This is a genomic window from Umezawaea beigongshangensis, assembly GCF_016464305.1.
GTDB classification, from domain to species: domain Bacteria; phylum Actinomycetota; class Actinomycetes; order Mycobacteriales; family Pseudonocardiaceae; genus Umezawaea_A; species Umezawaea_A beigongshangensis.
This window is the reverse complement of sequence record NZ_JAEIOJ010000003.1, coordinates 359,919-386,164: the sequence shown is the minus strand read 5'-3', so window position 1 is coordinate 386,164 and position 26,246 is coordinate 359,919. Positions and strand designations below refer to the sequence as shown.

Sequence of the window (26,246 nt, the reverse complement as noted above, 5' to 3'; positions counted from 1 at the left end):
CCAGCGCTCGTCAACGGCGGGGGTTCCGGCGAGGTGATCGACACACTGACCGGCCTGCGCGCCGATCCGGTCCCTCACCCGCGTGCCAGCGGGCGAACGAGACCTCCGGCCGGGTTGCACCACACCCGGTCGGGGTCGACCGCGCCTCCGTCCGGGTTCTCATCGGACGTAAGGGGCTCTGGCAGATGTCTTCGTGGTTCTTGGCGCTCGTCACCGCTTTCGGGCTGGTGTTCCTGCTGGAGCTGCCCGACAAGACCACCGCGCTCACGCTCGTGCTCCGCACCCGGTTCCGCGCCGCGCCCGTGCTGGCCGGCTCCGCCGTCGCGTTCGCGCTCCAGGCCGTCATCGCCGTGGCCCTGGGCAGCGCGCTCACCCTGCTGCCCCAGCGGCTCGTCGCCGCCGCGGTCTTCGTCGTCTTCGGCGTCGGCGCGTTCCTGCTGTTCAAGGAGGGTTTCTCGACGCCGGACACGGACGAGGCCGACGGCTCCGGCGGCACGGCGACGACCACCTCGTTCCGGCGAGCGGCGCTGACCTCGTTCGGCACGCTGTTCGCGGCCGAGTTCGGCGACGCCTCGCAGCTCGCGGCGGTCGGCGTGGCCGCCAGGTACGCCCAGCCGAGCGCGGTCGTGCTCGGCACGTTCCTCGCGCTGATGTCGGTGACGGCGCTCGCGGTGTTCGTCGGCGGCAAGCTCGCCAACCGCGTCCCCGCCCACCTGATCAACCGCGGCGCGGGCGTCGTGTTCACCGTCTTCGCGCTCCTGGCCCTGTGGCAGGCGGTGGCCTAGAAGAGCGGTGGCCCAGACGAGCGGGGGCCCAGACGAGCGGTGGCCTGGACGAGCGGTGCGCAAGTCGGGGTGGTGTCCGGAGACGGACGAGGGGTGTTCAAGATCGGTTCGTGACGACCGGCCCGAACACCCCCGCTTCCCGCACCAGCGCGGAGTCCGGCTGATCCGCCCCTCCCACCGCAACCGCGCACCGCGTCCCGGCGAACCGCTGCTCAAGTCCGTCCGCCAGCTCGTCGAGTCGGTCGACGACACGGTGAAGGGCCGGCTGAACCTCGAACAGCACGGCGGGCGCACCATCGGAGGAGTCGCAGTCCGCATCGCCCGGCGACTGCTGGCCCCGGCCGCCGCCGTCTGGCACAACCGCGTCACCGGACGAGCCCTCACCCGGTCCTTGACCGCCTGCGACCACTGACCGACCTGGGAATCACTCGTCTAGGCCAGTGCCGCGGCGACCTCCTCGGCCGCCCGCACCACCCGCGGGCCGACGGCGTCGCCGTCGAACTTCTCCAGCGCGACGACGCCCACGCTCGCCCGCAGGCCGGGCACGCCCCGCACCGGGGCGGCCACGCCGAACGCGCCGGTCTGGAGCTCGCCGGACGACGCGACCCACTTCCGGCCCTCCGCGGGCAGGGCGATGGCCTTCCCCGCCGCGCCGCGGTGCAGCGCGTGCCTGCTGCCCACCCGGTACGCCACGTGGTACGAGGTCCACGACGGCTCGACCACGGCGACGGCCTGCGCCTCGCCGCCCTCGGCGACGGTGAGGTGGGCGGTCGCGCCGATCTCCTCTGCCAGGGTGCGCAGCGCGGGCTGCGCGGCCAGCCGCAGCTGCGGCAGCACGTTCGACGCCAGGCGCAGCACGCCCAGGCCGAGCCGCACCCGCGAGCCCTCGCGGCGCACCAGTCCCCTGGCCTGCAGCGGCACCAGCAGCCGGTAGACGGCGGCCCGGCTCGCGCCGATCTCCGCCGCCAGCTCGCTGATCGTCGGCGCCTCGCTCTCCGCGTCGGCGACGGCCTGGAGCAGGGCGAGACCGCGCTCCAGCGTCAGCGAGCTCTCCCGGCCACCCGACAGCGAGGACGCCGACGGCGCCGGCGCGGGTGACCCCAGCCCTCTGCCGCGCTGGTCGGAGTGCGGTCTGGCGGGCACGACGGCTCTCCCTACTCGGCGGGCAGGATCGTGCCGGTCACCTCGGCGAGCCCGACGACGGAGCCGTCCTCGCCCGGCGCGGACGCGGTCATGGTGACGGTGTCGCCGTCCTCCAGGAACGACCGCGTCGTGCCGTCGTCCAGGGCGAAGGGCTCCTGGCCGCCCCAGCTCAGCTCCAGCAGCGAGCCGCGCTGGTGCTTCTCCGGCCCGGACACCGTGCCCGAGCCGAACAGGTCGCCCGGCCGCACGGTCGCACCGTTGACGGACAGGTGCGCGAGCTGCTGCGGGAACGTCCAGGACATCTCGCGGAACGGCGGCGTGGCGACGACCGTGCCGTTCACGCCGACCTCGATGGTGATGTCGAGCCCCCACGGCGAGTCGCTCACCAGGTAGGGCTGCACCGGGTTCGGCAGCGGCGGCGGGCTCACCCGCGCCACCGCGAACGCCTCCAGCGGCGTGATCCAGGCCGACACCGACGTGGCGAACGACTTGGCCAGGAACGGGCCGAGCGGCTGCCCCTCCCACGCCTGGACGTCGCGCGCGGACCAGTCGTTGAGCAGGACGACGCCGAAGACGTGCTCGACGGCCTGCGAGGTGGACAGCCGCCCGCGCACCGGGCCGCCGCACACGAAGCCCACCTCCGCCTCGACGTCGAGGCGGCGGGTCGGACCGAACACCGGCCCACCGGACGCGGGCAGCTGACCGTGCGGGCGGCGCACCGGCGTGCCGGACACGACGACCGTGCCGGCGCGGCCGTGGTAGCCGACGGGCAGGTGCGTCCAGTTCGGCAGCAGCGCGGGGCTGTTCGGCCGGAAGATCCTGCCGACGTTCTCGGCGTGGTGGCGCGAGGAGTAGAAGTCCACGTAGTCCGCCACCGCGAACGGCAGGCGGGCGCCGTCGATCGGCACGAGCTCCGCGCCGCGCGGCGCGGTCGCCGCGGACACCAGCTCGACCAGGCGGGCGCGCAGCTCGCTCCACACCGGACGGCCCGCGGCGAGCAGCGGGTCGAGCGAGTCGGCGCCGACCAGGTCGGGCAGCCGCGGGCCGAGAGAGCCCGCGACGGAGCGCAGCGGCAGCGCGGAGTCGCCCACGCGCACCGCGATCCCCCGCTCCACGACGCCGTAGGGCAGGGTCTGCGGGCCGAACGGCTCGTCCGGCGTGAACGCGGCGTCGGAGATCCAGCTCACAACAGGCCCAGCTCTTCCAGCTCGGAGACGGGTTCGGACAGCGAGCACGAGCCGAAGGAGGCGAACACGCCGCGGACGGCGTGCGCGGCCTGGTCGGACAGCTCGGACGCCTCCTTCACCAGCGCCTCGGCGTCGGTGCTGGCCAGCGCCTCGCGCACGTCCTTGCCGGACAGCGACCTGGCCGTGGCGACGAGCAGGTTCAGGAAGCCGTGGTGGGTGATCCCGGTGTCCTCGGCGGTGCGCCGGACGGCGCCGTGCAGCCCGGCGGTGGCCTTGAAGGCGACCCCGCCGCCGCTGACGACGGCCAGGAAGTCGGCGACCTCGTGCACGCTGGGGAAGTTCTCGCTGCTCACACCGCCGCAGCGCAGCTTGGGCCAGCTGCCGTGCTCGATGACCCGGCGGACGCCGTCGAGCCACTCCGCTCCACCCCGGCGCGGTTCGACGACCCGGATGACGTCCTCCGGGACGAACTCGGAGACGCGCTCCAGCCACACCTCGTCCACGTCGGACGGCGCGGGCATCTCGACCATGCGCAGGGCGAGCAGTTCGCTGCGGGACTCGACGATCGACACCGCCTTGGGGACCCCGCCGAGGCCGGTGTCGATGACGAGGGACAGGGCGAGGGGCTTCACCGGCTTGACCTTGATCAACTCGGTGATCAGCTCGGCGAGGCGCGAGGCGGGACAGAGGAAGAGTCCCAGCACACCGGCGTGTTCACCGACCCTCGAATCGAGGTGGCCGCGGATGGCGTCCGGCATCGACGCGTTGCCCGGCGGGAACAACGCGGCATCGTCGACGAGCCTTGCCAGCAGGGGCGGCGTACCGCGTGGACCGGGCGCACGGAGTTCGACAGCGCTTGACACGGCTGACACGCTAGTGGCGTACGGCCACAGAACAAAGACGTCCGCTCAGCGAACGCCCGGAGGGGGCAATGGCGCACTACCGACAGGTCGGTGAGATCCCCCGCAAGCGGCACACGCAGTTCCGCGATCCGGAGGGCCGGCTGTACGCCGAGGAGCTGATGGGCGTGGAGGGCTTCTCGGCCGACTCCGCCCTGCTCTACCACCGGTTCCTGCCCACGGCGATCGTGGACGCGCGAACCGTCGACGAGGACCGCGGCGTGCTCACGCCGAACCTCCCGCTCAAGCCCCGGCACGTGCGCGCCCCCCTGCTGGAGTGGAAGCCGACCGACGCCGTCACCGGCAGGCGCGTGCTGTTCGGCAACGCCGACGTGGTCGTCGCGTTCGTCGTCGCGTCCGAGCCGAGTCCCCTCTACCGCAACGCCGCGGGCGACGAGCTGCTCTACGTGCAGTCCGGCGGCGGCACCGTGGAGACGGTCTACGGCGCGCTGACCGTAGGCGACGGCGACTACGTCGTCGTCCCGACCTCGTGCACCTACCGCGTCGTGCCCGACTCCCCGATGAGCGTCCTGGTGCTGGAGGCGCGCGGCCACGTCGGCCCGCCCAAGCGGTACCTCTCGGCGCGCGGGCAGTTCCTGGAGCACGCTCCCTACTGCGAGCGCGACCTGCGCGGCCCCACCGAGCCGCTGCTGGTGGACGGCGAGGACGTGGACGTGCTGGTGCGCCACCGCGCCGGGCTGACCAGCTTCACCTACGCCAACCACCCGTTCGACGTCGTGGGCTGGGACGGCTGCCTCTACCCGTGGGCGTTCAACGTCCGCGACTTCGAGCCGATCACCGGGCGGGTGCACCAGCCGCCGCCCGTGCACCAGACGTTCGAGGGCCCCGGCTTCGTCGTGTGCTCGTTCTGCCCGCGCAAGGTCGACTACCACCCGCTCGCCGTGCCCGTGCCCTACAACCACGCCAACGTCGACTCCGACGAGCTGATGTTCTACGTGGGCGGGAACTACGAGGCCCGCAAGGGCTCCGGCATCGGCGTCGGGTCCTTCTCGCTGCACCCGTCCGGCTGCACGCACGGCCCGCAGCCGGGCGCGGTGGAGGCGTCGCTGGGCGTGGAGGCGTTCGACGAGACCGCGGTCATGGTCGACACGTTCCGGCCGCTGGAGCTGGGCGAGGCCGCGCTGGAGGCGGAGGACCCCCGCTACGCCTGGTCCTGGGCACGCCGGGGACCGGACCTGCCCTGACCGCTCGTTCGGCGGCGGAAAGTGTCGGTGGTCGCCCCTAGCGTTGCGGCATGGACGTGGGGGCGGTGCTCGGGCTCGCGCCGGACGCGCGGGTCGCGAGCGGTGCGGCGCGGCTGGCCGCGTCCACCGGCTGGTCCGGGCTGGGGCGCAGCGGGGCGGCGCTGTGGGGCTCGTGCCCCGGTGGCGGCGACGCCGCGCACGCCGTGTGCGTGGTCCTCGCCGACCTGTCGGCGCACTGCTCCTGCCCGTCGCGCCGGCCCCCCTGCAAGCACGCCCTCGCGCTGCGGCTGCGGCACGCCGCGACCCCGCTGCCCGTCGCCGACGAACCGGCGTGGGTGCGGGACCGGCTCGCCCGGCACGCGGCGGGCCCGGCCGCGCGCGACTCCTCCCCCGAGGCGGAGCAGCGCCGCGAGCGGGCGCGGGAGCGCACGGCGGCCAAGCGGCGGGAGGCCGTGACCGCTGGCGTGGCCGGGCTGCGCGACTGGCTCGCCGACGTGGCGTCAGCGGGGCTGGCCGCCCTGCCCGGCCGGGACGCGGCGTGGTGGAGCGCGGCCACGGCACGGCTGGTCGACGCCAAGGCCGCGGGTCTCGCCTCGGCGGTCGCCGAGGTGCGGGCGATCGTCGCCGCCGGTGGCCCGGCGTGGCCGCAGGACGCCGCCGACCGGCTCGGCGGGCTGCACCTGCTGACCCGGCTCGCCGAGACGCCGCAGGAGCCCCTGGCCGCCGTCGTGCGGGCCCGGCTGGGGTTCACCGTCGCCGAGGAGCGGGTGCGGGCCGAACCGGGCTGGACGGACCACTGGGCCGCCCTGCTGCGCTCCGAGCACGACGACGGCCGGGTCCGCACGGTCCGGCAGTGGGTCTGGGGCCGCTGGCGGCGCGAGTGGGTCGTGGCGGTCCGGCACGCGGGAGGCGGCGCCGCGCCGGTGCCCGCGCTGCCGCACGGCACGCAGAGCTTCGGCGAGCTGCACCCCTACCCCGGTGTGCCGCCGCGCCGGGTGGCGGTGGGCGAGCTGCACGGGCAGCGCGCGCCGGAACCGGTCCCCGCGCCGGGCACCTGGCGCGAGGCGCTGGCCGCGCTGGAGCCGCTGGTGCTCGCCGACCCGTGGCAGCGGTTGCAGCCGGTCGGGTGCGCGCGGGTGCGGTTCACCGCCGACGTGCGGCACCTCGCCGACGCCGAGCGGCGGGTCCTGCCGGTGCGCGACGACCGCGCGCTGGACCGCGCGCTCGCGGTGACCGGCGGCGCGGAGTTCGACGCCTGGGGGCTGTGGGACGGGACGAGCGTGCGGCTGGGGGCCGTGGCGGCTCCCGGCGGGGCTCCGGAGGTCGTGGGATGAGCGTGCGGCAGGAGTGGGACGCCGCCGTGCGGGCGCTGGTGCTGGGGGCGGACCGGGGCGGGAGCGCGGCGGAGGAGCTGCTGGCCGCGTGCGCCGCGCTGGGGCCGGCCCGCTACGCGGCGCGGCTGCCGGAACCGCTGGGCGCGACCGGCCTGCTGGCCCCCGCCCCTCCGCCTGCGGACGCGGTGGCCGGGAGCGCGGCGCGGGCCGTGCTCGCGGAGGTCCTCGCGGTGGACGACCACCTGCTGCTGACCGAGTGGTGCGCCACGGCCGCCGGTGCGCGCGTGGTCGCCTCCCCCGCCGAGCTGCCGGACCTGCTGGGGCTGGGCACGACCCACCCCGGCCTGCGCCCTGCGGTCCTCGGGGTCCTCGGGTCGCGCGGCCGGTGGCTCGCGACGACCCGGCCGGGCTGGGCGTGGGCCAGCGGCGGCGAGGACGTCGCGCTGGAGGACGTGCTCGACCTGCCGTCGGCGCAGCGGCTCGCCGCGCTGCGCCGCGCCCGCGCCGCCGACGCGGGCGGAGTCGGCGCGTTCGTCGCCGCGCAGTACTGGCGGGAGCGCCGGGCCGCCGACCGCGAGGTGCTGATCGGCGCGCTGGCGACCCGGCTCTCCCCGGACGACGAACCGGTGCTGGAGGCCGCGCTGGACGACCGCTCCGCCGGGGTGCACGACGAGGCCGTCCGGCTGCTGCGCGCGCTGCCCGGCTCGGCGCTGCGCGAGCGGGCGGCCGAGCGGCTGCTGCGCGGGCTGGTGCTCACGCCGGAGGGGTTCGACGTGCGGCCCGACGAGCTGTGGGCGGAGCAGGCGCCGACGGCGGAGGAGGCGCGGGACCTGCTGCGCGACGGGTCGGAGAGCAGCGTCGCGCACCGCATCGGCGGCGCGGCGGCGAGCGTGCCGACCGAGCACTGGACCACCCGGCTGGGCGTGGACGACGCGCGGGCCGCGAGCGAGCTCCAGCGCGGGCCGTGGAGCTTCTCCCTGCTGCGCGGGGTCGCCGGGCAGATCAGGCGGTCCGCCGACCCCGAGCCGTGGGCGATGGCCGCGGCCCTGGTGCTGAACTCGATGCCGCTGCTGGAGCTGCTCGGCCTGCTGCCCGGCGACCTCGCGGCGCGGGTGGTCGTGGCGATGGCCGGGGAGTGGCACTACGACGTGGTCGACCACGCCTGCTCGCAGCTGCCCTCGCCGTGGCCGCCGTGGGCGACGGCGGCGCTGCTGGACCGGTTCGCCGAGCTGCGCGACCCGTCCTGGCGGGTGGGCCGTCCGCCGTCCGTCCTCGTGACCAGGGGGGACGCCGGGGTGCTCGGCGCGAGCCGGGAGCGGATCGAGCAGCGCTGGCCCGCGCACTCCGGCGAGCTGGAGGTGCTGCGGCTGCGGCTGCGCTTGAGGAAGTCCTTTGCCGAGGGGGAGGAAGACCAGTGAGCTCCGAGAACGTGCTGCGGCCCGCCGCAGAGCAGGAGTACGCCGCCGAGCTCGCCGCGCTGGCCGCGCAGGACGACCGGCCGCGCCCGCCGCGCTGGCGGATGTCGCCGCGGGCCGTCGTGCGCTACGTGCTGGGCGGGACGCTGCCGGACGGCACGGTGATCACCCCCAAGTACGTGGGCGAGCGGCGGCTCGTGGAAGTCGCGGTCGGCACGCTGGTCACCGATCGCGCGCTGCTGCTCGTGGGTGTGCCCGGCACGGCGAAGTCGTGGCTGTCCGAGCACCTCGCGGCGGCGGTCAGCGGGGACTCGACGCTGGTCGTGCAGGGCACGGCGGGCACGAGCGAGGAGTCCGTCCGCTACGGCTGGAACTACGCGCGGCTGATCGCCGAGGGGCCGAGCGAGGCCGCGCTGGTGCCGAGCCCGGTGCTGCGCGGGATGCGCACGGGCTCGGTGGTGCGGGTGGAGGAGCTGACCCGGATGCCGGCCGAGGTGCAGGACTCGTTCATCACCGTCCTGTCGGAGAAGACGCTGCCCGTCCCGGAGCTGAACACGCAGGTCCGGGCCGTGCCGGGCTTCACCGTGATCGCCACGGCCAACGACCGCGACCGGGGCGTCAACCAGATGTCGTCCGCCCTCGCGCGGCGCTTCAACACCGTCGTCCTGCCGCCACCGGCGACCGAGGACGCGGAGGTGCGGATCGTCGTGGCCCGCGCCGCGCAGCTCGGCCGCGCGCTGGAGCTGCCCGCCGAGCCGCCCGCGCTGGAGGAGGTGCGCCGGGTCGTGCGCATCTTCCGGGAGCTGCGCGGTGGCGCCACCTCGGACGGCCGCACGCAGCTCAAGCGTCCCAGCGGCAGCCTGTCGACCGCGGAGGCGATCTCCGTCGTCGCCGGTGGCATGGCGCTGGCCGGGCACTTCGGCGACGGGACTCTCGGCGCGGACAAGCTGGCGTCCGGGCTGCTGGGCGCTGTGGTGAAGGACCGGGTGTCGGACACGGCGGCGTGGCACGAGTACCTGGAGACCGTGGTGCGGGAGCGCGCCGGCTGGCGCGACCTCTACCGGGCGTGCCAGGACCTCGACACCTCCGGGTACGCGGGAAGCGGCGCCTGATGGCCGGTCCCCGCGCGCTGCCGGAGCGGGTGACGCTGCTCGGCATCCGTCACCACGGCCCCGGCTCGGCGCGGATGGTCGCGGCGGCGCTGGAGGCCGTGCGGCCGGAGCTGGTGCTGGTCGAGGGGCCGCCGGAGGCGGACGCGCTGCTGGCGCACCTGCCCGCGCTGACCCCGCCGGTGGCGGTGCTGCTGCACGTCGAGCCCCGGCGGGGGGACAGCGGTCCCGGCACCGCCGGGTTCTGGCCGTTCGCCGAGTTCTCCCCCGAGTGGCAGGCGCTGGCCTGGGCGCACCGCGCCGGGGTGCCCGCCCGGTTCGCCGACCTGCCCGCCGCGGTGTCGCTGTCCGGGGAGGACGAGCCGGAGGAGGCGCGCGCCGCCGCCGACCCGCTCGGCGAACTGGCGCGAGCGGCCGGGTTCGACGACCCGGAGCGCTGGTGGGAGGACGTGGTCGAGCGGCACGCGAGCACCGGCCCGCGCCAGCTCGCGCAGGCCGTCGCCGAGGCGATGACGGCGATGCGCGAGGAGCTGCCGGAGGCCGTGGACTCGCGGACGCTGCTGCGCGAGGCGGCGATGCGGCAGGCGGTCCGCCGGGCGTGCGCGGACGTGACCGGGGACATCGTGGTGGTGTGCGGCGCGTGGCACGTGCCCGCGCTGCGGACGCTGCCGCCGGCGTCCGCGGACGCGGCGCTGCTGCGCGGCCGGACCCGGCGCGCGGTGTCCGGCACGTGGGTGCCGTGGAGCCACGGGCGGCTCACGGCCGGTTCCGGCTACGGCGCCGGGATCGCCTCCCCCGGCTGGTACGCCCACCTGTGGGAGTGCGCCGTCGCCGGTGACGACGCCGCGGCCACCACGGCACGCTGGTTCGCCGGGGTGTGCGGCGTGCTGCGCGGCGAGGACCTGCCCGCCTCCACGGCGAGCGCCGTCGAGGCGGTGCGCCTGGCCGACGCGCTGGCGGCGCTGCGCGGACGGCCGTCGCCGGGCCTGTCGGAGGTGAGCGAGGCGGCGCTGGCCGTGCTGTGCGGTGGCGACGAGGTGCCGCTGCGGCTCGTGCACCAGCGTCTCGTGGTGGGCGAGCGGCTGGGCCGGGTCGGCGACGGCGTGCCGCGCTCCCCGCTGGCGGCCGACCTGGAACGGGCGCAGCGCAGGCTGCGGCTGCCGCCCGGCGCGGAGGCGCGGCAGGTCCAGCTCGACCTGCGCACGCCGCTGCACCGGGAGCGGTCGATGCTGCTGCGCGGGCTGGAGGTGCTGGGCGTGCCGTGGGGCAGGCCGCACGAGCGGCGGTCGCCGGGCACCTTCGCCGAGACGTGGGAGCTGCGCTGGGACCCCGGCTTCGCGGTGGCGGTCGCCGCGGCGGCCCGGCACGGCACGACGGTGGCCGGCGCGGCCGACCGCGTGCTGCGCGGGCAGGCCACGCAGGCGCGGCGGGTGGCGCAGGCGGCGGCTGTGCTGGCGCGGGCCGTGGGCTGCGAGCTGCCGGGTGCGGTGCTCGCCGCGCGGGCGGCCCTGGACCGGTGCGCCGCGGCGGCCACGGACGCCGTCGAACTGCTGGCCGCCGTGCCGGGCCTGGCGACGACCGTGCGCTACGGCTCGGTCCGCGGCACGGACCCGGAGCTGCTGCGGGTGGCGCTGCACGGGCTCCTGGCGCGCGGCTGCGTCGGCCTGCCGCTGGCGTGCCGGGGCGTGGACGACGAGACCGCGGAGCGCGTGCTGGTCGTGCTGGACGGGACGCACGAGGCCGTGCGGCTCGCGGCGGACGCCGGCCACCGCGACGGGTGGCGGCGGGCGCTGCTGCGCCTCGTGGACGTGCGCGACGCGCACGGGCTCCCGGCCGGCCGGGCCACGCGGCTGCTGTGGGAGTCCGGCGACCTGGACACCGGCGCGGTGGCCGCCCGGCTGCACCGGGCGGTGTCGGCGGACGACGGGGCCACGGCGTTCGTGGCGGGCTTCCTGCGCGGGTCGGCGTCGCTGCTGGCGGCCGACGCCCGGCTGTTCGGCCTGGTCGACGCGTGGCTGACCGGGTTGTCCCCGGAGCGGTTCGACGACGCGCTGCCGCTGCTGCGCCGCGCGGTCGCGGAGTTCAGCCCGGCCGAGCGGCGGCTGCTGGGCCAGCGGGTGGGGTCCGGCCCGGCGGAGACCGGTGGAGCGGACTGGGACGAGGCGCTGGCCGGCCGGATCACCGGTCACCTGCGCGGACTGCTGGGGGTGGGCGGGTGAGCGAGGACGAGCGGGCACGCCGGTGGCAGCTGCTGCTGGGCCCGGCCGCGGGCGACGAGGTGCCGCTGGGCGAGGACGACCAGCGCCGCGACGCCGTGCTGACCGGCCTGTACGGCGGCGGCGCGAGCGCGGAGGACGGCGGCAACCGCGGTGGCGGCCTGGGGGCGAGCGCGCCCGTGCTGCACCGCTGGCTGGGCGACGTGCGCCGGTACTTCCCGGCGTCGGTGGTGCGGGTGGTGCAGCGCGACGCGCTGGAGCGCCTCGGCCTGCGGCAGCTCCTGCTGGAGCCGGAGCTGCTGTCGAGCGTGGAGCCGGACGTGTCGCTGGTGAGCACGCTGGTGTCGCTGTCCTCGGCCATCCCGGCGCGCACGCGGGAGACGGCGCGCCTGGTGGTGCGCACGGTCGTGGAGGACGTCGAGAAGCGGCTGCGGGACCGGCTCGTGACGGCGGTGCACGGCGCGCTGGACCACGCGCGGCGGACCCGTCGGCCGCGGGTGGCCGACGTGGACTGGTCGGCGACGGTCCGGGCCAACCTGCGGCACTACCAGCCGCGGCGGAACACGCTGGTGGTGCAGGACCTGGTGGGCCGCACGCGCCGCACCAGGTCGGCGTCGCTGCGGGACGTGGTCCTGCTGGTCGACCAGTCCGGGTCGATGGCCGAGTCCGTGGTGCACGCGGCGGTGCTGGGCGCGTCGCTGGCGTCGATCCGGTCGCTGCGCACGAGCCTCGTCGTGTTCGACACGGAGGTCGTGGACCTGACGGAGGCGCTGGACGACCCGGTCGACCTGCTGTTCTCCACGCAGCTGGGCGGTGGGACGGACGTCAACCGGGCCGTCGCGTACGCGCAGACGCTCGTCCGGCGGCCGGCCGACACGGTGATCGTGCTGATCAGCGACCTCTTCGAGGGCGGATCGGCCGCGGAGCTGCGCCGCCGCGTGCGCGAGCTGGTGTCCAGCGGTGTGACGGTGGTGGTGCTGCTGTCGCTGTCGGACGGCGGCACCCCGTCCTACGACCACGAGCTGGCGGCGCACCTGTCGGAGCTGGGCGCACCCGCGTTCGCCTGCACGCCGGACCGCTTCCCCGACCTGCTGGCGACGGCGCTGCGCCGCGAGGACGTGGCCGCGTGGGCGGAGCGCTCCGACCTCCCGGTGGGCAGGTGACTCAGCGGACGACGATCCGGCCCAGGGTGAGGAACGGGCGCGCGTCGGTGACTACCACCGCGTGCCCCTTGTCGTCCGGTCCGGCCAGCCACACGCGTCCCGAGCGGCGCACCTGCTCGCGGACCCGGTCCGGCATGCCCGGCAGCCGCAGGAAGCTGCGGTCGTAGCCCTCGATGTCGAGGTAGGTCTGCCGGCCGACGCGGGCGCGGCCCGGGACGAACTCCGCGGCCACGGGACGCCAGCTGTGCTCCGCCATGAGCAGCCGCGTCCTGGACCTGGTGAGGAAGTGCCGCAGTCCCGGCACCGCCAGCTCCACGCACAGCGGGACCAGCAGCACGACGAGCACGTAGGACCAGCGGGACTCGACGGCCCGGATCACGGCGGTGACGAAGATGATCGAGAGCACCGCGAGCCCGAGCAGCACCCCGGCCCGCCGGTCGGCGTTCGCCGAGCACCGGGCGGCCCACGAGTCGCTGATCGCGGGGCCGTGCGCGGAGGGGGCCGTGGTCTTCACTCCCGACCGGATATCCGTGCGCGCGACGGGCGAAACACCGCGGCGGGGAAGAGACGCCGCACACCGCGGAAGACGACCACCGCGTGCCCGTTCGCGTCGGGTTCGACGAGCCGCGCGCGCCGGTGCCCGGCGATGCGGCCGCGCACCAGCGGCCCCGCGTCGTGCAGCGCCAGGCGTACCGGCGGCGGCCCGGCGCAGCGAGCGCGACGCCTCCCGCCGGAGGCGGCGCGGGGTCCACCGGTCGTCGAGCGCGTCGACCCGGGTCGACGGCGTGTCCCGCACGGCCACGGCCACCTCCACCGGGTGCTGAAGACGGTACGACCACCGGGGGACTTCCGTCACCGGTGTTCGGCAAGTTAGGCTCGCCTAAGTCCAGGAGGTGAGCAGTGACCGACAACGTCCACCGGCGTCCCCCCGCGCCCCACGCGGCCGAGCGGGCCCGGACGATCGCGGCGCGGGGCGGCCGCGCCGCGCTGCTGCCGTCGCTGGGCGCCGACGCGGGCGAGTCCTGTCGCGTCGCGCCGCTGCTGCACCACGTGCACCCCTCGGGCAGCGCGATGCTGATGCTGCCCGACGACCACCCGCTCGTGGCCGCCGTGTGGCAGGCGCCGGGGTCCGAGCTGACGGTGGTGCTGGAACTCGCCGACCAGGCACCCGTGCAGCTGCGCGAGCCCGTGCGCGGCCTGCTGTGGATCACCGGCTGGCTGCGCGCCCTCGACGCGGTCGAGGCGCGCGAGGAGGTGCTGGCGGTCGTCGACGAGCGCCCCGACCCGCGGCTGCTCGACGCGGGTCACGGCGCGACCGTCCTGCGCCTGGCCCCGGCGTCGCTGGTGATCGCGGACGCCGAGGGCACGTCGTCCGTCGTGCCGGAGCAGTTCGCCACCGCCGCCCCCGACCCGTTCTGCGGGCAGGAGGACCAGTGGCTGCGGCACCTGGAGCTGTCGCACCGCGACGTCGTGGCGATGCTGTCGCAGCACCTGCCCGACGAGCTGCGCGGCGGCCACGTCCGGCCGCTCGGCCTCGACCGGTTCGGCCTGCGGCTGCGGGTCGAGGCGGCCGACACCGACCACGACGTCCGGATCGCGTTCTCCCACCCGGTGAGCACCGCGGCGGAGCTGGCGTCGGAGCTGCGGCGGCTCGTGGGCTGCCCGTTCCTCGCGCGGACCAGGCGGGGCTGACGAGTAACGTGCGGGTGTGAACTGGCTGGCACCCGCACGACCGGAGTTCCCCGCCGTGCTCCCGCGGTCGGAGCGTCGCGGCTTCCAGGTCGAACTGCTGATCGTCTTCAGCGTCACCCTCGGGCTGTCCGGGCTGCGCAGCCTCGTGCGCCTGCTCGACAGCCTCCTCACGCCCGTCCCGCTGAACCAGCAGTCGGTGGCGATCAACGTGCCGCAGGCCGACTTCGGCCTGCTGGACCTCGTGGCGCAACTGCTGAGCGTGCTCCAGCTCGCGGCGTGGGGCGGCCTCGGCCTGTACCTGCTGTGGCGGACGGGGATCAGGGTCGGCGCGCTGGGCCTGGACCGCGCCCGGCTCGGCCCCGACCTGCTCGGCAGCCTCGGGCTGGCCGCGCTGATCGGACTGCCGGGCCTGGCGTTCTACCTGGTGGCGTGGAACCTGGGCCTGAACCTCGCGGTGCAGCCGTCGACGCTGGACGAGGCGTGGTGGCGCAGCGCCGTGCTGATCCTGGCCGCGGCGGGCAACGCGTGGGCCGAGGAGGTCCTCGTCGTCGGCTACCTGCTGACCAGGCTGCGGCAGCTCGGCTGGCGGGAGAACACGGCGCTGCTGGCGGCCGCCGTGCTGCGCGGCTCGTACCACCTGTACCAGGGCTTCGGCGGGTTCGTGGGGAACCTGGTCATGGGACTGGTGTTCGGCCGGGTGTGGCAGCGCACGAACCGCCTGTGGGTGCTCGTGTTCGCGCACACGATCCTGGACGTGGTGGCGTTCGTGGGCTACTCGGCCCTGCGCGGCGTGGTCTCCTGGCTCCCCTGAGACCTCAGGGCGAGTCCAGGATCTGCGGCACCGGCGGGATCGGGAAGTTCGACTTCGACAGGTTCTCCCGCATGATCCGCCGCCAGCTCCCGTCCTCGACGGCGACGCGCAGCGCCCTGGTCACGGCCGCGCGGCGCGGGTCGCCGCGGTGCAGCCCGATGCCGTAGCGCTCCTGCGAGAACGGCGGCCCGACGAGCTTGAACTTCTCCGGCTCGGCGGCGACGTACCCGGCGAGCACGACGTCGTCGGTGGTCACGGCGTCGACGTCGCCGTTGCGCAGCGCGTCCACGCACTCCCGGTAGGACTCGACCTCCTTGAGCGTCACGCTGCGCGCCCAGCGGTTCTTGACCCTGTGCGCGGCGGCGGAGCCGATGACCGAGCACAGCCGCCAGTCGGGCGAGTCCAGGGACTGCGGACCGGTGACGTCGGTGTTCTTCCTGCGCACGAGGAGCGCCTGCCCGGCGGTGAAGTACGGCCCGGCGAAGTCGACGTAGCGCTTGCGGGGCTCGGTGATCGAGTAGCTGGCGACGACCAGGTCGACCTTCTGCTGCGCCAGCAGGTTCTCCCGCTCCTCGGAGCGGGCCTCGACGAAGGTCACCGCGTGCTCGGGGACGCCCATCCCGGCGGCGACGCGCAGGGCGATGCCGACGTCGATCCCCTCGTAGGTGCCCTCGTCGGTGCGGTGGCCGACGCCGGGCTGGTCGAACTTGATCCCGATGGTGAGGTGCTCGCCCGGGCGCGGAGGAGCCGACGCCTCGAACACGCTGCAGCTGACGACGAGGACGAGGACCAGTGCGGTGGACAACCTGTGGTTCGCGGTCGCGAAGCGCAGGGGTCTTCTGACGCTCGGCATCGGTGGCGCTGTCCCCTCGGATCGGGTGGCGCGCGGAGGGTACTGCGTCGGCGCGCGGCGGGGCGTGCGACGGTGAACAACGAAATCACCGCTCGATACGCCGATTGCGCAACGAATCTTCGCCCAGAGGTACCAACGCTATGGACTTGGTCTGCTCTGACACTTCTGAGCGGCTGTTTCCTCCGTCACGCGTTAGGCTCGGCTCCGTGACCGCGCACCCGATCGCCGACACCGGAGCCACGCCCGCGCCGATCCCCGCCCCGAGGGTCGACAGCGAGGTCGGCCCGCTCCGCACCGTGCTGCTGCACCGCCCCGGCGCCGAGCTCAAGCGGCTGACGCCGCGCAACAACGACCAGCTGCTGTTCGACGGCGTGCCGTGGGTGGCGCGCGCCCAGGAGGAGCACGACGCGTTCGCCGAGACGCTGACCTCGCGCGGAGCCGAGGTGCTGCTGCTGTCGGACCTGCTGGTCCAGGCGCTGACGGACGACCGGGCGCGCATCGCGGGCATCCACAGCGCGGTGAACGAGCGGCGGCTCGGCATCGACCTGGCGGACGCGCTGCGCTCCCACCTGTCCTCCCTCGCCGCCGGGCCGCTGGCCGACGTGCTCACGGCCGGCATGACCTTCGAGGAGCTTCCCGCGGGCGAGGGCGCCTCGCTGGTCAGGAGGATGCACCACCCGATCGACTTCGCCGTGGACCCGCTGCCCAACCTGCTGTTCACCAGGGACTCGTCGGTGTGGGTGGCCGACCGGGTCGCGATCACGTCGCTGGCGCTGCCCGCGCGCGACCGCGAGACGACCCTGACGGACCTGATCTACGCCTACCACCCGCGCTTCGGGCGGACGGGCCGCGCGTACGGCGCGCACTCCGCGCCGGTCGAGGGCGGTGACGTGCTGCTGCTCGCGCCGGGCGTGCTGGCCATCGGCGTCGGCGAGCGCACCACCCCGGCCGGTGCCGAGTCGTTCGCCCGCTCCGCGCTGGCCGACGGTCTCGCGCACACCGTGCTGGCCGTGCCGATCACGCAGGAGCGGGCGACCATGCACCTGGACACCGTCCTGACCATGGTCGACCGGGACGCGCTGGTCATGTACCCGGCGGTGCGCGACAACCTGTTCGCCTACCCGGTGCGGTCGAACGGGGACGGCGGTGTCCTGGTCGACGGGCCGGTGCCGTTCCTGGAGGCGGCGGCGACGGCGATGGGCATCGACCGGCTGCGGGTCATCGACACGGGCCTGGACGTCGTGACGGCCGAGCGCGAGCAGTGGGACGACGGCAACAACACCCTCGCCGTGGCTCCCGGCCTGGTCGTGGCCTACGAGCGCAACGTCGAGACGAACGAACGGCTGGAGGCCGCGGGCGTCGAGGTGCTGCGGATCAGCGGCTCGGAGCTGGGCTCCGGTCGCGGCGGCCCGCGCTGCATGTCGTGCCCGATCGACCGGGCTCCCCTGGTCTGAGAGCGCCACCGCGGCGCGCGGCGCCGCCCGGTCGCACCGGCGATCGGGCGGCGCCGCGCGGCCGCGTGAGACGGGGGCGGAGCCGGTGCGACCGAGGAAAGGCTCACCCACCTTAGGCTCGCCTTTCCAAAGATAATTCAGCCTAACCTGCGGTGCGCATTTCGCCATTCTCCCGTACATTCGCCGTCATGGCACTCGACGTGAAGAAGCTGACCCCGCGCAAGTCCAGGTTCCACGAGCTGCTCCAGGCCCAGGTGGGCAACGAGTTCGCGGCGTCTCAGCAGTACGTCGCGGTTGCCGTGTGGTTCGACAACAACGATCTCCCGCGGCTGGCCGCGCACTTCTACAAGCAGTCCCTGGAGGAGCGCAACCACGCCATGATGATCGTGCAGCACCTCATGGACAACGGAATCCAGGTGACCATTCCCGGCATTCCCGAGGTGCGCAACGACTTCAACTCCGCCCGCGAGCCGATCGAACTGGCGCTCCAGCAGGAGAAGGACGTCACCGAGCAGATCGTGACGCTCGCGAAGACCGCCCGCGACGAGGGCGACTACATCGGCGAGCAGTTCCTCCAGTGGTTCCTCTCCGAGCAGGTCGAGGAGGTGGCGTCGATGAGCACGCTGCTGACCGTCGTCGACCGCGCCGAGGGCAACCTGTTCCACGTGGAGAACTTCCTGGTCCGCGAGCACGTGGGCGACGAGGGCGACGCCGGCGCCCCGCGCGCCGCCGGTGGCGTCCTGTAGCGCCCGGCCACACGCGTGAGCGCCAGACGGCGCCCGCCCCCGGAGGTTCCTCCGGGGGCGGGCGCCGTCGTGCTGCTCAGACCTCCGCGAGCGCTCGCGGCAGCCGGAACACGCCGTCGTCGGACGGCGGGAAGTCGTGCACGGCGACGACCGCGTCCACCGCGATCGGCCCGTACACGTGCGGGAACCACACACCGCTGGGGTGCTCGGGCCGTCCCGGCTCCCAGCGCACGGGCGACCCGGTGCGCGCCGGGTCGACCACGAGCAGCACCAGGTCGGTGCGGCCCCGGTAGAACGAGTTGGCCGGCAGGTGCACGCTCCCGACGTCGGAGCAGTGCACGAACCCGACCTCGGTCAGCGACCGCGGAGCGATCGTCCCGCGCCGCCGGCTCTCCGCCCACTCGTCGCGCGAACTGATGTGCAGCAGCACCTGTCCACACCTCCTGTGCACAACCACGGGGAGAGCTGTGGACAGGCCCGCGGCCAACCGCGGACCCGTCCACGAACTCCAGCTAGCGCAGCGTGATCTGCCGGCCGCGCAGACCGTCGCGGGCCCGGCGCTCCGCCTCTGCGAGCGGCTCGTCGTCGAGGCTCGCCAGCGCGGCCTCCAGGCGCTCGCCCAGCTCCTGCGCCGGCGTGGCCCACTCGCGCGCGTGCAGCTCGCGGTCCAGGTCCCACACCGGCACGAGCAGGCCGTGCGCGCGGAACGAGCCCGCGTAGCGGGAGCCCTCGCCCAGGTCCAGCTCGCCGCGGTGGGAGAGCCGGGCCATCGCCGCGAGGAGCTTCTCCTCGGGCTCCGGGCGCACCCAGCGCAGGTGCGCCTTGTCGCCCGCGTCCACCCAGTAGGCCGCCCGCACGCCGGGCGCGTCGAGGCGCTCGGTCGGCAGGATCGCGGCGTTCGCCCGCTCCAGCGACAGCGCGACGTCACCGGTGGGCTCGTTGTCCGGCGGCATCCACCACGCGAAGTCGGTCTTCAGCTCGGGCACGATCTCCGCGTCCGGGTCCACGAGGTCCTGGAGGCGGCCGGGGTCGGCGCCGGTGTCGACGCCCACGACGGGCAGCGCCTCACCGGTCTTCGCCTGCCGCGCCCACAGCACGGCGCGCGCGACGTCGCGGCTGATGTCGCCGGAGCGCGTCTGCACCTGGAGACCGACGAACGCGACGCCGTCGCCCCGCACGAGTCCGGCCGCCGCCATCGGCAGCACCGTCGCGAGGGTGATCTCCCGGTCGCCCTCGCGCAGCGGCAGGCGCACCGTCGCCGACGGGACGAACTCGCGCAGCGCGATCAGCTCGCACTCCGCCGCGAGCCCCTCGAAGGGCCGCGGGACCAGCACGTCGGCGGGACCACCACCGGAGCCGTGGCACGCCTTGTACCTCTTGCCCGAACCGCACGGGCACGGCTGGCGCGGGTTGATCCCGTCCGCCGACTCGGCTGCCTTCTTCACGGCCGTGCGCTTGGCCACCGTGCCCTCCTAGAGCTCGCAGGTCAGAGGGGCAAGTCTGCCGCAAGGAGGCCGCGGGTCGACGCCGGGGCGTTCGTCGCCAGGTACCGCACGCCCAGCCGGGCGCACAGCTCCACGTCTCGCGGCTCGTCGACGGTCCAGCAGTACGTGTCGTGGCCGCGCTCGCGGCTGCGCGCCACGTAGCCGGGGTCCTCGCGCAGCAGGTGGACGCCGGGCCCGGTGTGGTCGGCCCACGGCGGCAGCGTGCCGTCGCGGCGGCCCGGCGGGAACCGGTCCAGCAGCAGGACCGTGGGCACGCGCGGCGCGTGCTCGCGCATCCGGCGCACCGCGCGGGAGGAGAACGACATCATCACCACCCGCGAGTCGTCCTTGGAGCGCGGGCGCGACAGGCCGTGCCGGGCGAGGGCGGCGACGAGCTTGGCCTCCACGAGGCCGCCGTAGCGCACGGGGTGCTTGGTCTCGACGAAGAGCCGCACGTCCGGCCGGGTGTCGGCGAGCAGACCGAGCAGCGCGTCGAGCGTGAGCAGCCCGCGGGCGTGCGGCTCGGCCGACGGCAGCGCGCTCGGGACGCGCACCAGGTCGTCCGGCGAGGAGGGCATCTCGTCGTGCCAGTGACCGAAGTCCAGGGCGGCGAGCTGGTCGAGGGTCAGGGCGCTGACCACGCCGCGGCCGGAGGCGGTCCGGTCCACGCGGCGGTCGTGCACGCAGACGAGGTGCCCGTCACGGCTGAGCCGGACGTCGCACTCCAGTCCGTCTGCCCCCTGGTCGAGGGCGAGCGCGTAGGCGGCGAGGGTGTGTTCCGCGCGGTGCGCCGAGGCGCCGCGGTGCGCGATCACGGAGGGCGGCACGATGGTTCAAGATCCAGGTGGGGGGTGAATCGAAGGCGACGTCGGCGTTGCAGCCCGGTGGCGTTCGGCGTAAATGCCCTCCGGGTGACGAGCTGGAACCGCGGCGGGTGACGGTCGGTGGAGAGTCGCGTGCACAACGAAGGTCACATGGACGCGAGTGCCCTTCGCGACCTACCGTCCGTGCTCGTGACCGTCGCCCCGCCGTTCGCCCCGGAGGACCCGGCCTTCGTCGCCGATCCCTACCCCGCCTTCGCCGCGCTCCGCTCGCGGGGCGAGGTCCACCGGCACGACGGGCTCGGGCTCGCCGTCGCCGTGTCCCACGCGGCGGCGTCCGCGGTGCTGCGCCACCGGTCCCTCGGCCGCGTCTGGTCCGACGTCCGGCCGATCGACGCGTTCGCCTCGTTCAACCTGCTGCACCGCAACTCGCTGCTGGAGAACGAGCCGCCCACCCACACCCGGCTGCGGCGGCTCGTCGCGGCCGCCTTCGGACGCGGGCACGTCGAGCGGCTGCGGCCGTGGATCGCGGCGCTGTCGGACCGCCTCGTCGACGAACTGGTGGGCGACGTGCGCGACGGCGGCAGCGGTGACCTGCTCGAACGCGTCGCCGCTCCGCTGCCCGTCGAGGTGATCGCCGAGCTGCTGGGCGTGCCGGGCGCCGACCGCGGCCTGCTCCAGCCGTGGTCGAACTCGATCGTGAAGATGTACGAGTACGGGCTGCCGGAGGAGCGGCGGCGCGAGGCGGAGCGGGCGGCGGGCGAGTTCGTCGCCTACCTGCGCGACCTGGTGGCGCTGCGGCGCGCGAAGCCGGGCGAGGACCTCGTCAGCGACCTGGTGGCGGTCACCGACACCGACGGCGCGAAGCTCACCGAGGACGAGCTGGTCGCCACCGCCGTGCTGCTGCTGATGGCCGGGCACGAGGCGACCGTCAACGGCATCGGCAACGGCGTGCTGGCCCTCCTGCGCAACCGCTCGCAGTGGGAGCGCCTGATCGCCGACCCGTCGCTGCTGCCGACCGCCGTGGACGAGCTGATCCGCTACGACTCGCCGTTGCAGCTCTTCGAGCGCACGGCGACGGCCGAGGTGGAGATCGCCGGGCACGTGGTGCGGCCGGGCGAGAAGATCGCCGCCCTGCTCGGCGCGGCCGCGCACGACCCCGCCGTGTTCACCGCCCCCGAGGTGCTGGACGTGGGCCGCACGCCGAACCCGCACCTGGGCTTCGGCGCGGGCATCCACTACTGCCTGGGCGCACCGCTGGCGCGCATCGAGTTCGAGGCCGCGCTGAGCGCCCTGGTGCGCAAGCTCCCGGCCGCCGAGCTGGCCGCGGAACCCCGTCGCAGGGCGGAGTTCGTGATGCGCGGCCTGCACGACCTGCGTCTGTCGGGCTGAGTCAGCGGCGGTGGTACGGCCTCGGCAGGGGCAGGCCGCGCTCGGCCATCACCTGGCGCAGCACGTCCGGGTAGTCGGTGATGATGCCGTCCACCCCGGCGTCCACCAGCGCGTTCATCGTGGCGCGGTCGTTCACGGTCCACGGGATCACCTTCAGCCCGGCCCGGTGCGCCTCCACGACCAGCGCCCGCGTCGTGAACGGCACGTAGCCCGGATCGGTGACGGCGCCGCCCTGCGGGTTGCCGTGCACGGGTGACAGGGCGCTGACGCCGATGCTGCGCGCGGCCCGCACGACGCTGCCGCCGAAGTCGTCCACGTCCAGGCCGCCGAGCCACGGCGACGGCGTGCCGTTCGGGCCGTGCAGGAACTCCGGCTGGGTCAGCGCGACGAGCGCGATGCGCGGCTCCACCTGACGCATCCGCACCAGGGCGCCCCAGTCGAAGCTCTGCACCGTGACGTTGCGCAGGTAGCCGGACCTGCGGATCTCCTTCGCCGCGACCTGCACGAACTGCTCGCGCGGCGCGGTCTCGTGCGGCGCTGCGGCCTCGACCTTGGTCTCGACGTTGAAGCGGACGTCCTTCGCGCGGTAGGACCGCGCGAGGGCGAACACCTCGGCCAGCGTGGGCATCCGCGCGCCGGGCGACAGCTCCTGGCCGGGGTACTGCGACCAGCGCTTCGACCCGCAGTCCAGCGTCCTGACCTGGGCGAACGCCAGGTCCTTCATGTACTTGCCGACGTAGGGGAACGCCGGGTCACCGGGGAACGCCGGCTCGGTGTCGCTGCACTTCGCCGGGTTCGTCCGCCGGTCGTGGGTGATCACGTCCCGGCCGTCCGAGGTGATCTGGACGTCCAGCTCCAGTGTCGTCACGCCGAGTTCGAGCGCCGTGGAGAACGCGGCGATCGTGCTCTCCACCGTGAGGCCGATGCCGCCCCGGTGCGCCTGGAGGTCGAACTGCCGGTGGTGGTGGGCGGCGGCCGTCCCCGGCGTGAGGAGACCGGCCAGGACGGCGACGACCGCGACGAGTGCTCGCACCGGACCACCCTGGCACGGCGAGGTGGACGTGCGGTGTCGGCGAGCTGTCCGATCGGGGTGCTCCACTCGCGGTGCTCGAACGCTCCACTCGTGGTGCTGGAACGCTCAACTCGTGGATCAGCGGGGGGACGGGACCGTGCGGGAGGCGCGCAGCGGGGGTGCGGGGGCGTCGTCCACGCGCAGCACGCGCAGGAAGCGCAGGGCCGCCGTGTCCACCGGCAGGATCAGGGTCGTGATCCTGCGGACGACCAGCAGCGCGGCCACCGCCGTGGCCGCCGCGACCAGGTCGGACAGGGCGTGCAGGACGATGCCGTTCGCCAGGGCCTGGGTGCTGGTGAAGAACGAGGCGACGACGTTCGCGAGCACCAGCAGGGCGCTCGCCGCCCACAGCGCCCACCAGACCAGCACCGGACGCGACGGCGCCGGTCGCCGGTCGGCCGGCTGGCGCAGCGCGGCGTGCTCCAGCTCGGCCACGACCGAGCCCGGCACGACGAGGTTCATCCCCGGCACCAGCAGGCCCACGACGACGGCGGTGTCCGAGCGCGACGGGCCGTAGCCCGCCGACAGCGCGGCGACCGACCGGGCGCGGCGCAGCCACAGCAGCACCAGCACGGCCGACACGCCGGCGGCCACGAACGTCACCACCGACGACGACACGACCATCGCGTCGGAGACGCCGACCGCGGACGCGGAGAGCGCGCCGTAGCGGCTCATCGCGACCAGCACGTACCGCCAGACCTCGCTGCCGAAGGCCCACAGGGCCGTCACGGCCGTCAGGCCGAGCGCGCTGTTCGCCGTGCGGGCCAGCGACCTGACCCGGTCGACCGAGTCCACCGGGGAGTCCGGCGAGCCCAGCACCGACGTCGGCCAGCGCCACGCCAGCAGCGGGAAGCCCCACCGCGGCGGCGCCGGGTAGGACGGGGGGCCGCCGTAGCGCGGCGCGCGGGGCGCCGGGCGGTGCTGGTAGGCGCCGGGCGGCGGGCTCGCCACCCAGTCCACCCGCATCGGCGGCTGCGGACGCATCGTCAGAGGACCTCGGGCGCGGTGTCGCCCTCTCCCACCAGCGGACGGCCGGTGGCGGCCCAGTGGGACATGCCGCCGTCGACGTTCACGGCGTCCCAGCCGTTGGCGTTGAGGAACTGCGTCACGCGGGCAGAGCGGCCGCCGGAGCGGCAGATCACGAACAGCTCGGCGTCGGGGGGCAGCTCGTCGAGGCGGGACGCGATCTCGCTCATGGGGACGTGCAGCGCGCCGGGCGCGTGGCCCGCGGCCCACTCGTCGTCCTCGCGGACGTCGAGCAGCACCGCGCCCTCGGGCAGCTCACCGGGCACGTCGGACACCTGAACGGTCGGAACGGTCACACCGCAATGCTGCCACGTCACCCCGTCGGACGCGCGTGAGCCGCGCGGTCGGAGTCCGTCGGCGAAGAAGCTCACCACCGACGCCGTCGCGGTCCTCCGGCGCCTCTCGGTGAACTCCTCCCGTCCCACCGCGTCGCGCGCCGAGGGCCGCCTCCCGGTGGGAGACGGCCCTCGGCGGGGGTGGGACGCGGGCTCAGTGCGCGGTGGCCTTCTCGGCCCCGATGCCGGTCAGCGCGCGGACCTCCATCTCGGCGTACTTGGGCGCGTTGTGCTCCTTGGACAGGACCGTGCCCAGGTAGCCCAGCAGGAACGACAGCGGGATGGACACCAGACCGGGGTTGGACAGCGGGAAGAGGTCGAAGTCCGCGTTCGGGAACATCGAGGTCTTCTTGCCGGACACCGCCGGGGAGAACAGGATCAGCAGGATCGTGATCGTGAGACCGCCGTAGATGCTCCACAGCGCGCCCGAGGTGTTGAACCTCTTCCAGAACAGCGAGTAGAGGATCACCGGCAGGTTGGCCGAGGCGGCGACCGCGAACGCGAGCGCCACGAGGAACGCGACGTTCTGGCCGTTGGCCGCGATGCCGCCGAGGATGGCGACGGCGCCGATGACGACCGCGGTGCGACGGGCCACCCTGACCTCGGCGTCCTTGTCCTCGACCACGCCCTTCTTGATCACGTTGGCGTAGATGTCGTGGGCGAACGACGCCGACGCGGTGATCGTGAGCCCGGCGACGACCGCGAGGATCGTGGCGAACGCGACCGCCGAGATGAAGCCCAGCAGGACCGGGCCGCCCAGGACCTCGGCCAGCAGCGGGGCGGCGGAGTTCACGCCGCCCGGCGCCGACGTGATCGTGCCGGCGCCGACGAGGGCGTTCGCGCCGTAGCCCAGGACCAGCGTGAACAGGTAGAACAGGCCGATCAGCCAGATCGCCCAGACGACCGAGCGGCGGGCCTCCTTGGCCGTGGGCACGGTGTAGAAGCGCATCAGGATGTGCGGCAGACCGGCGGTGCCCAGCACCAGGGCGATGCCCAGGGACAGGAAGTCCAGCTTGGAGGTGCCGGTCGCGCCGTACTGCAGGCCGGGGCCGAGCACGTCCTTGCCCGCGGAGGCGTCGGCCGCCGCGCCGAGCAGGCCGGACAGGTTCATGCCGTACTTGCCGAGCACCCAGAGCGTCATCACGCCGGCGCCCACGATCAGCAGGATCGCCTTGATGATCTGCACCCAGGTGGTGCCCTTCATGCCGCCGATCAGCACGTAGACGATCATCAGCGCGCCCACGACGGCGATCACCGCGGCCTGACCGGCCTTGTTGGTGATGCCGAGCAGCAGGGCGACCAGGCCACCGGCGCCCGCCATCTGCGCGAGCAGGTAGAAGAACGACACGACGAGGGTGGACGTCGCGGCGGCGGCGCGCACCGGGCGCTGCCGCATCCGGAAGCTCAGGACGTCGCCCATCGTGTACTTGCCGGTGTTGCGCAGCAGCTCGGCGACCAGCAGCAGGGCCACGAGCCACGCCACGAGGAAGCCGATGGAGTACATGAAGCCGTCGTAGCCGTAGACGGCGATGGCGCCCGCGATGCCGAGGAACGACGCGGCGGAGAGGTAGTCGCCCGCGATGGCGATGCCGTTCTGGGGGCCGGTGAACGCCCGGCCAGCGGCGTAGTAGTCCGACGCGGTCTTGGTGTTGCGGCTGGCGCGGAACACCACGACGAGCGTGACGACGACGAACAGTCCGAAGATGCCGATGTTCAGAACCGGGTTGCTGTTCACGGCGCGCTCCCCTCGACCTCGGTGCGGATCTTCTCGGCGGCCGGGTCGAGCCTCTTGTTGGCGTACCGGACGTACAGCGTGGTCAGTGCGAACGTCGAGACGAACTGGAGGAGCCCGAGGATCAGGCCGACGTTGATGTTGCCGACGACCTTGGTCGCCATGAACTCGTGCGCGTAGTCCGCGAGGAGCACGTAGAGGACGTACCAGGCCAGGAACAGGCCGGTCGCCGGGAAGACGAACTTCCTCAGCCGGGCTCGCAGCTCCACGAAGTCGGGGCTCTGCTGGAGCTCGATCCACTTCTGCGCGTCGGGGTCGGGTGCTGTCGGGTCGGAACCCGCCGAGCTGCTCTCGGTCGTGCTCACTGTCCCC

25 protein-coding genes and 1 pseudogene are annotated in these 26,246 nt (G+C 74.6%); 13 read left to right on the top strand and 13 right to left on the bottom strand.

The window, feature by feature from the left end; genetic code table 11:
• Nucleotides 1–185 precede the first annotated feature (185 nt).
• Nucleotides 186–785: a TMEM165/GDT1 family protein gene (locus IMZ35_RS10005; protein ID WP_199440695.1), complete on the top strand. Its 600-nt coding sequence runs from the start codon at nt 186–188 to the stop codon at nt 783–785.
• 148 nt (nt 786–933) lie between these two features.
• A pseudogene (locus IMZ35_RS10000) lies at nt 934–1,197 on the top strand (IS982 family transposase); the annotation flags it as partial.
• Nucleotides 1,198–1,217: 20 nt separating this feature from the next.
• Here IMZ35_RS10000 and IMZ35_RS09995 read toward each other — a convergent pair.
• The 3 genes from IMZ35_RS09995 to IMZ35_RS09985 form a co-directional block, all read right to left on the bottom strand.
• Nucleotides 1,218–1,853, bottom strand: coding sequence for an IclR family transcriptional regulator (locus IMZ35_RS09995; protein WP_199441007.1), 636 nt, complete (start codon nt 1,851–1,853; stop codon nt 1,218–1,220).
• Nucleotides 1,854–1,939: 86 nt separating this feature from the next.
• Entirely contained in the window at nt 1,940–3,115 is a 1,176-nt protein-coding gene (locus tag IMZ35_RS09990; protein ID WP_199440694.1) for a fumarylacetoacetate hydrolase family protein, read from the bottom strand.
• Nucleotides 3,112–3,978, bottom strand: coding sequence for a hypothetical protein (locus tag IMZ35_RS09985; protein WP_307867894.1), 867 nt, complete (start codon nt 3,976–3,978; stop codon nt 3,112–3,114). The genes IMZ35_RS09990 and IMZ35_RS09985 overlap by 4 nt, the downstream gene beginning before the upstream one ends.
• Before the next feature lie 68 nt (nt 3,979–4,046).
• On the opposite strand from IMZ35_RS09985, the gene IMZ35_RS09980 reads away from it, so the two are divergent.
• From IMZ35_RS09980 to IMZ35_RS09955, 6 genes are read left to right on the top strand one after another with little or no spacing between them, the layout of a single operon-like run.
• On the top strand, nt 4,047–5,219 hold the full coding sequence (locus tag IMZ35_RS09980; protein WP_199440693.1) for a homogentisate 1,2-dioxygenase: 1,173 nt from the start codon (nt 4,047–4,049) through the stop codon (nt 5,217–5,219).
• 50 nt (nt 5,220–5,269) lie between these two features.
• Nucleotides 5,270–6,553: an SWIM zinc finger family protein gene (locus IMZ35_RS09975; RefSeq protein WP_199440692.1), complete on the top strand. Its 1,284-nt coding sequence runs from the start codon at nt 5,270–5,272 to the stop codon at nt 6,551–6,553.
• Entirely contained in the window at nt 6,550–7,971 is a 1,422-nt protein-coding gene (locus tag IMZ35_RS09970; protein ID WP_199440691.1) for a DUF5691 domain-containing protein, read from the top strand. Before IMZ35_RS09975 ends, IMZ35_RS09970 begins: the two co-directional genes overlap by 4 nt.
• Nucleotides 7,968–9,080 (top strand): ATP-binding protein, encoded by a 1,113-nt coding sequence (locus IMZ35_RS09965; protein ID WP_199440690.1) that lies wholly within the window; start codon nt 7,968–7,970, stop codon nt 9,078–9,080. Before IMZ35_RS09970 ends, IMZ35_RS09965 begins: the two co-directional genes overlap by 4 nt.
• Nucleotides 9,080–11,296: a DUF5682 family protein gene (locus tag IMZ35_RS09960; protein WP_199440689.1), complete on the top strand. Its 2,217-nt coding sequence runs from the start codon at nt 9,080–9,082 to the stop codon at nt 11,294–11,296. Before IMZ35_RS09965 ends, IMZ35_RS09960 begins: the two co-directional genes overlap by 1 nt.
• A complete protein-coding gene (locus tag IMZ35_RS09955; protein WP_199440688.1) occupies nt 11,293–12,456 on the top strand; it encodes a VWA domain-containing protein in 1,164 nt (387 codons plus the stop codon). The genes IMZ35_RS09960 and IMZ35_RS09955 overlap by 4 nt, the downstream gene beginning before the upstream one ends.
• A 1-nt stretch (nt 12,457) precedes the next feature.
• On the opposite strand, the gene IMZ35_RS09950 is transcribed toward IMZ35_RS09955, so the two are convergent.
• Entirely contained in the window at nt 12,458–12,970 is a 513-nt protein-coding gene (locus IMZ35_RS09950) for a hypothetical protein (protein ID WP_199440687.1), read from the bottom strand.
• A 386-nt stretch (nt 12,971–13,356) separates the two neighbouring features.
• On the opposite strand from IMZ35_RS09950, the gene IMZ35_RS09945 reads away from it, so the two are divergent.
• Both IMZ35_RS09945 and IMZ35_RS09940 read left to right on the top strand, forming a co-directional pair.
• Nucleotides 13,357–14,148, top strand: a complete 792-nt coding sequence (locus tag IMZ35_RS09945; protein ID WP_199440686.1) for a DUF2470 domain-containing protein — start codon at nt 13,357–13,359, stop codon at nt 14,146–14,148.
• A 16-nt stretch (nt 14,149–14,164) separates the two neighbouring features.
• The gene (locus IMZ35_RS09940) at nt 14,165–14,959 is read left to right on the top strand and encodes a CPBP family intramembrane glutamic endopeptidase (RefSeq protein WP_199440685.1); all 795 of its coding nucleotides are present in this window, start codon (nt 14,165–14,167) and stop codon (nt 14,957–14,959) included.
• A 4-nt stretch (nt 14,960–14,963) separates the two neighbouring features.
• Here IMZ35_RS09940 and IMZ35_RS09935 read toward each other — a convergent pair whose 3' ends face one another.
• Complete coding sequence (locus IMZ35_RS09935; protein WP_199440684.1) at nt 14,964–15,812, bottom strand: glutamate ABC transporter substrate-binding protein; 849 nt, start codon at nt 15,810–15,812, stop codon at nt 14,964–14,966.
• Between the two features lie 206 nt (nt 15,813–16,018).
• Here IMZ35_RS09935 and IMZ35_RS09930 point away from each other — a divergent pair, with 206 nt between their 5' ends.
• Together IMZ35_RS09930 and IMZ35_RS09925 are read left to right on the top strand one after the other, a co-directional pair.
• Nucleotides 16,019–17,266 (top strand): arginine deiminase, encoded by a 1,248-nt coding sequence (locus IMZ35_RS09930; protein ID WP_438816846.1) that lies wholly within the window; start codon nt 16,019–16,021, stop codon nt 17,264–17,266.
• A 188-nt stretch (nt 17,267–17,454) separates the two neighbouring features.
• Nucleotides 17,455–18,012: a ferritin gene (locus IMZ35_RS09925; protein ID WP_199440682.1), complete on the top strand. Its 558-nt coding sequence runs from the start codon at nt 17,455–17,457 to the stop codon at nt 18,010–18,012.
• Nucleotides 18,013–18,088: 76 nt separating this feature from the next.
• On the opposite strand, the gene IMZ35_RS09920 is transcribed toward IMZ35_RS09925, so the two are convergent.
• The 3 genes from IMZ35_RS09920 to IMZ35_RS09910 form a co-directional block, all read right to left on the bottom strand.
• Nucleotides 18,089–18,442, bottom strand: coding sequence for a DUF952 domain-containing protein (locus IMZ35_RS09920; protein ID WP_199440681.1), 354 nt, complete (start codon nt 18,440–18,442; stop codon nt 18,089–18,091).
• 82 nt (nt 18,443–18,524) lie between these two features.
• Nucleotides 18,525–19,475, bottom strand: coding sequence for a DUF5926 family protein (locus IMZ35_RS09915; RefSeq protein ID WP_199440680.1), 951 nt, complete (start codon nt 19,473–19,475; stop codon nt 18,525–18,527).
• A gap of 23 nt (nt 19,476–19,498) precedes the next feature.
• Nucleotides 19,499–20,323: a glycerophosphodiester phosphodiesterase family protein gene (locus tag IMZ35_RS09910; RefSeq protein ID WP_199440679.1), complete on the bottom strand. Its 825-nt coding sequence runs from the start codon at nt 20,321–20,323 to the stop codon at nt 19,499–19,501.
• A gap of 147 nt (nt 20,324–20,470) precedes the next feature.
• On the opposite strand from IMZ35_RS09910, the gene IMZ35_RS09905 reads away from it, so the two are divergent.
• Nucleotides 20,471–21,709 (top strand): cytochrome P450, encoded by a 1,239-nt coding sequence (locus IMZ35_RS09905; RefSeq protein WP_199441005.1) that lies wholly within the window; start codon nt 20,471–20,473, stop codon nt 21,707–21,709.
• A 1-nt stretch (nt 21,710) separates the two neighbouring features.
• Here IMZ35_RS09905 and IMZ35_RS09900 read toward each other — a convergent pair whose 3' ends face one another.
• The 5 genes from IMZ35_RS09900 to IMZ35_RS09880 form a co-directional block, all read right to left on the bottom strand.
• On the bottom strand, nt 21,711–22,742 hold the full coding sequence (locus IMZ35_RS09900) for a glycerophosphodiester phosphodiesterase family protein (protein ID WP_199440678.1): 1,032 nt from the start codon (nt 22,740–22,742) through the stop codon (nt 21,711–21,713).
• A gap of 117 nt (nt 22,743–22,859) precedes the next feature.
• Entirely contained in the window at nt 22,860–23,765 is a 906-nt protein-coding gene (locus tag IMZ35_RS09895) for a DUF4328 domain-containing protein (RefSeq protein WP_199440677.1), read from the bottom strand.
• Nucleotides 23,766–23,767: 2 nt separating this feature from the next.
• Nucleotides 23,768–24,103 carry a rhodanese-like domain-containing protein gene (locus IMZ35_RS09890; RefSeq protein WP_199440676.1) on the bottom strand — a complete coding sequence of 112 codons (336 nt, stop codon included), beginning with the start codon at nt 24,101–24,103 and terminating at the stop codon, nt 23,768–23,770.
• A 193-nt stretch (nt 24,104–24,296) separates the two neighbouring features.
• The gene (locus IMZ35_RS09885; RefSeq protein WP_199440675.1) at nt 24,297–25,877 is read right to left on the bottom strand and encodes a monocarboxylic acid transporter; all 1,581 of its coding nucleotides are present in this window, start codon (nt 25,875–25,877) and stop codon (nt 24,297–24,299) included.
• A complete protein-coding gene (locus IMZ35_RS09880) occupies nt 25,874–26,239 on the bottom strand; it encodes a DUF485 domain-containing protein (RefSeq protein ID WP_199440674.1) in 366 nt (121 codons plus the stop codon). Before IMZ35_RS09880 ends, IMZ35_RS09885 begins: the two co-directional genes overlap by 4 nt.
• Nucleotides 26,240–26,246: the final 7 nt, after the last annotated feature.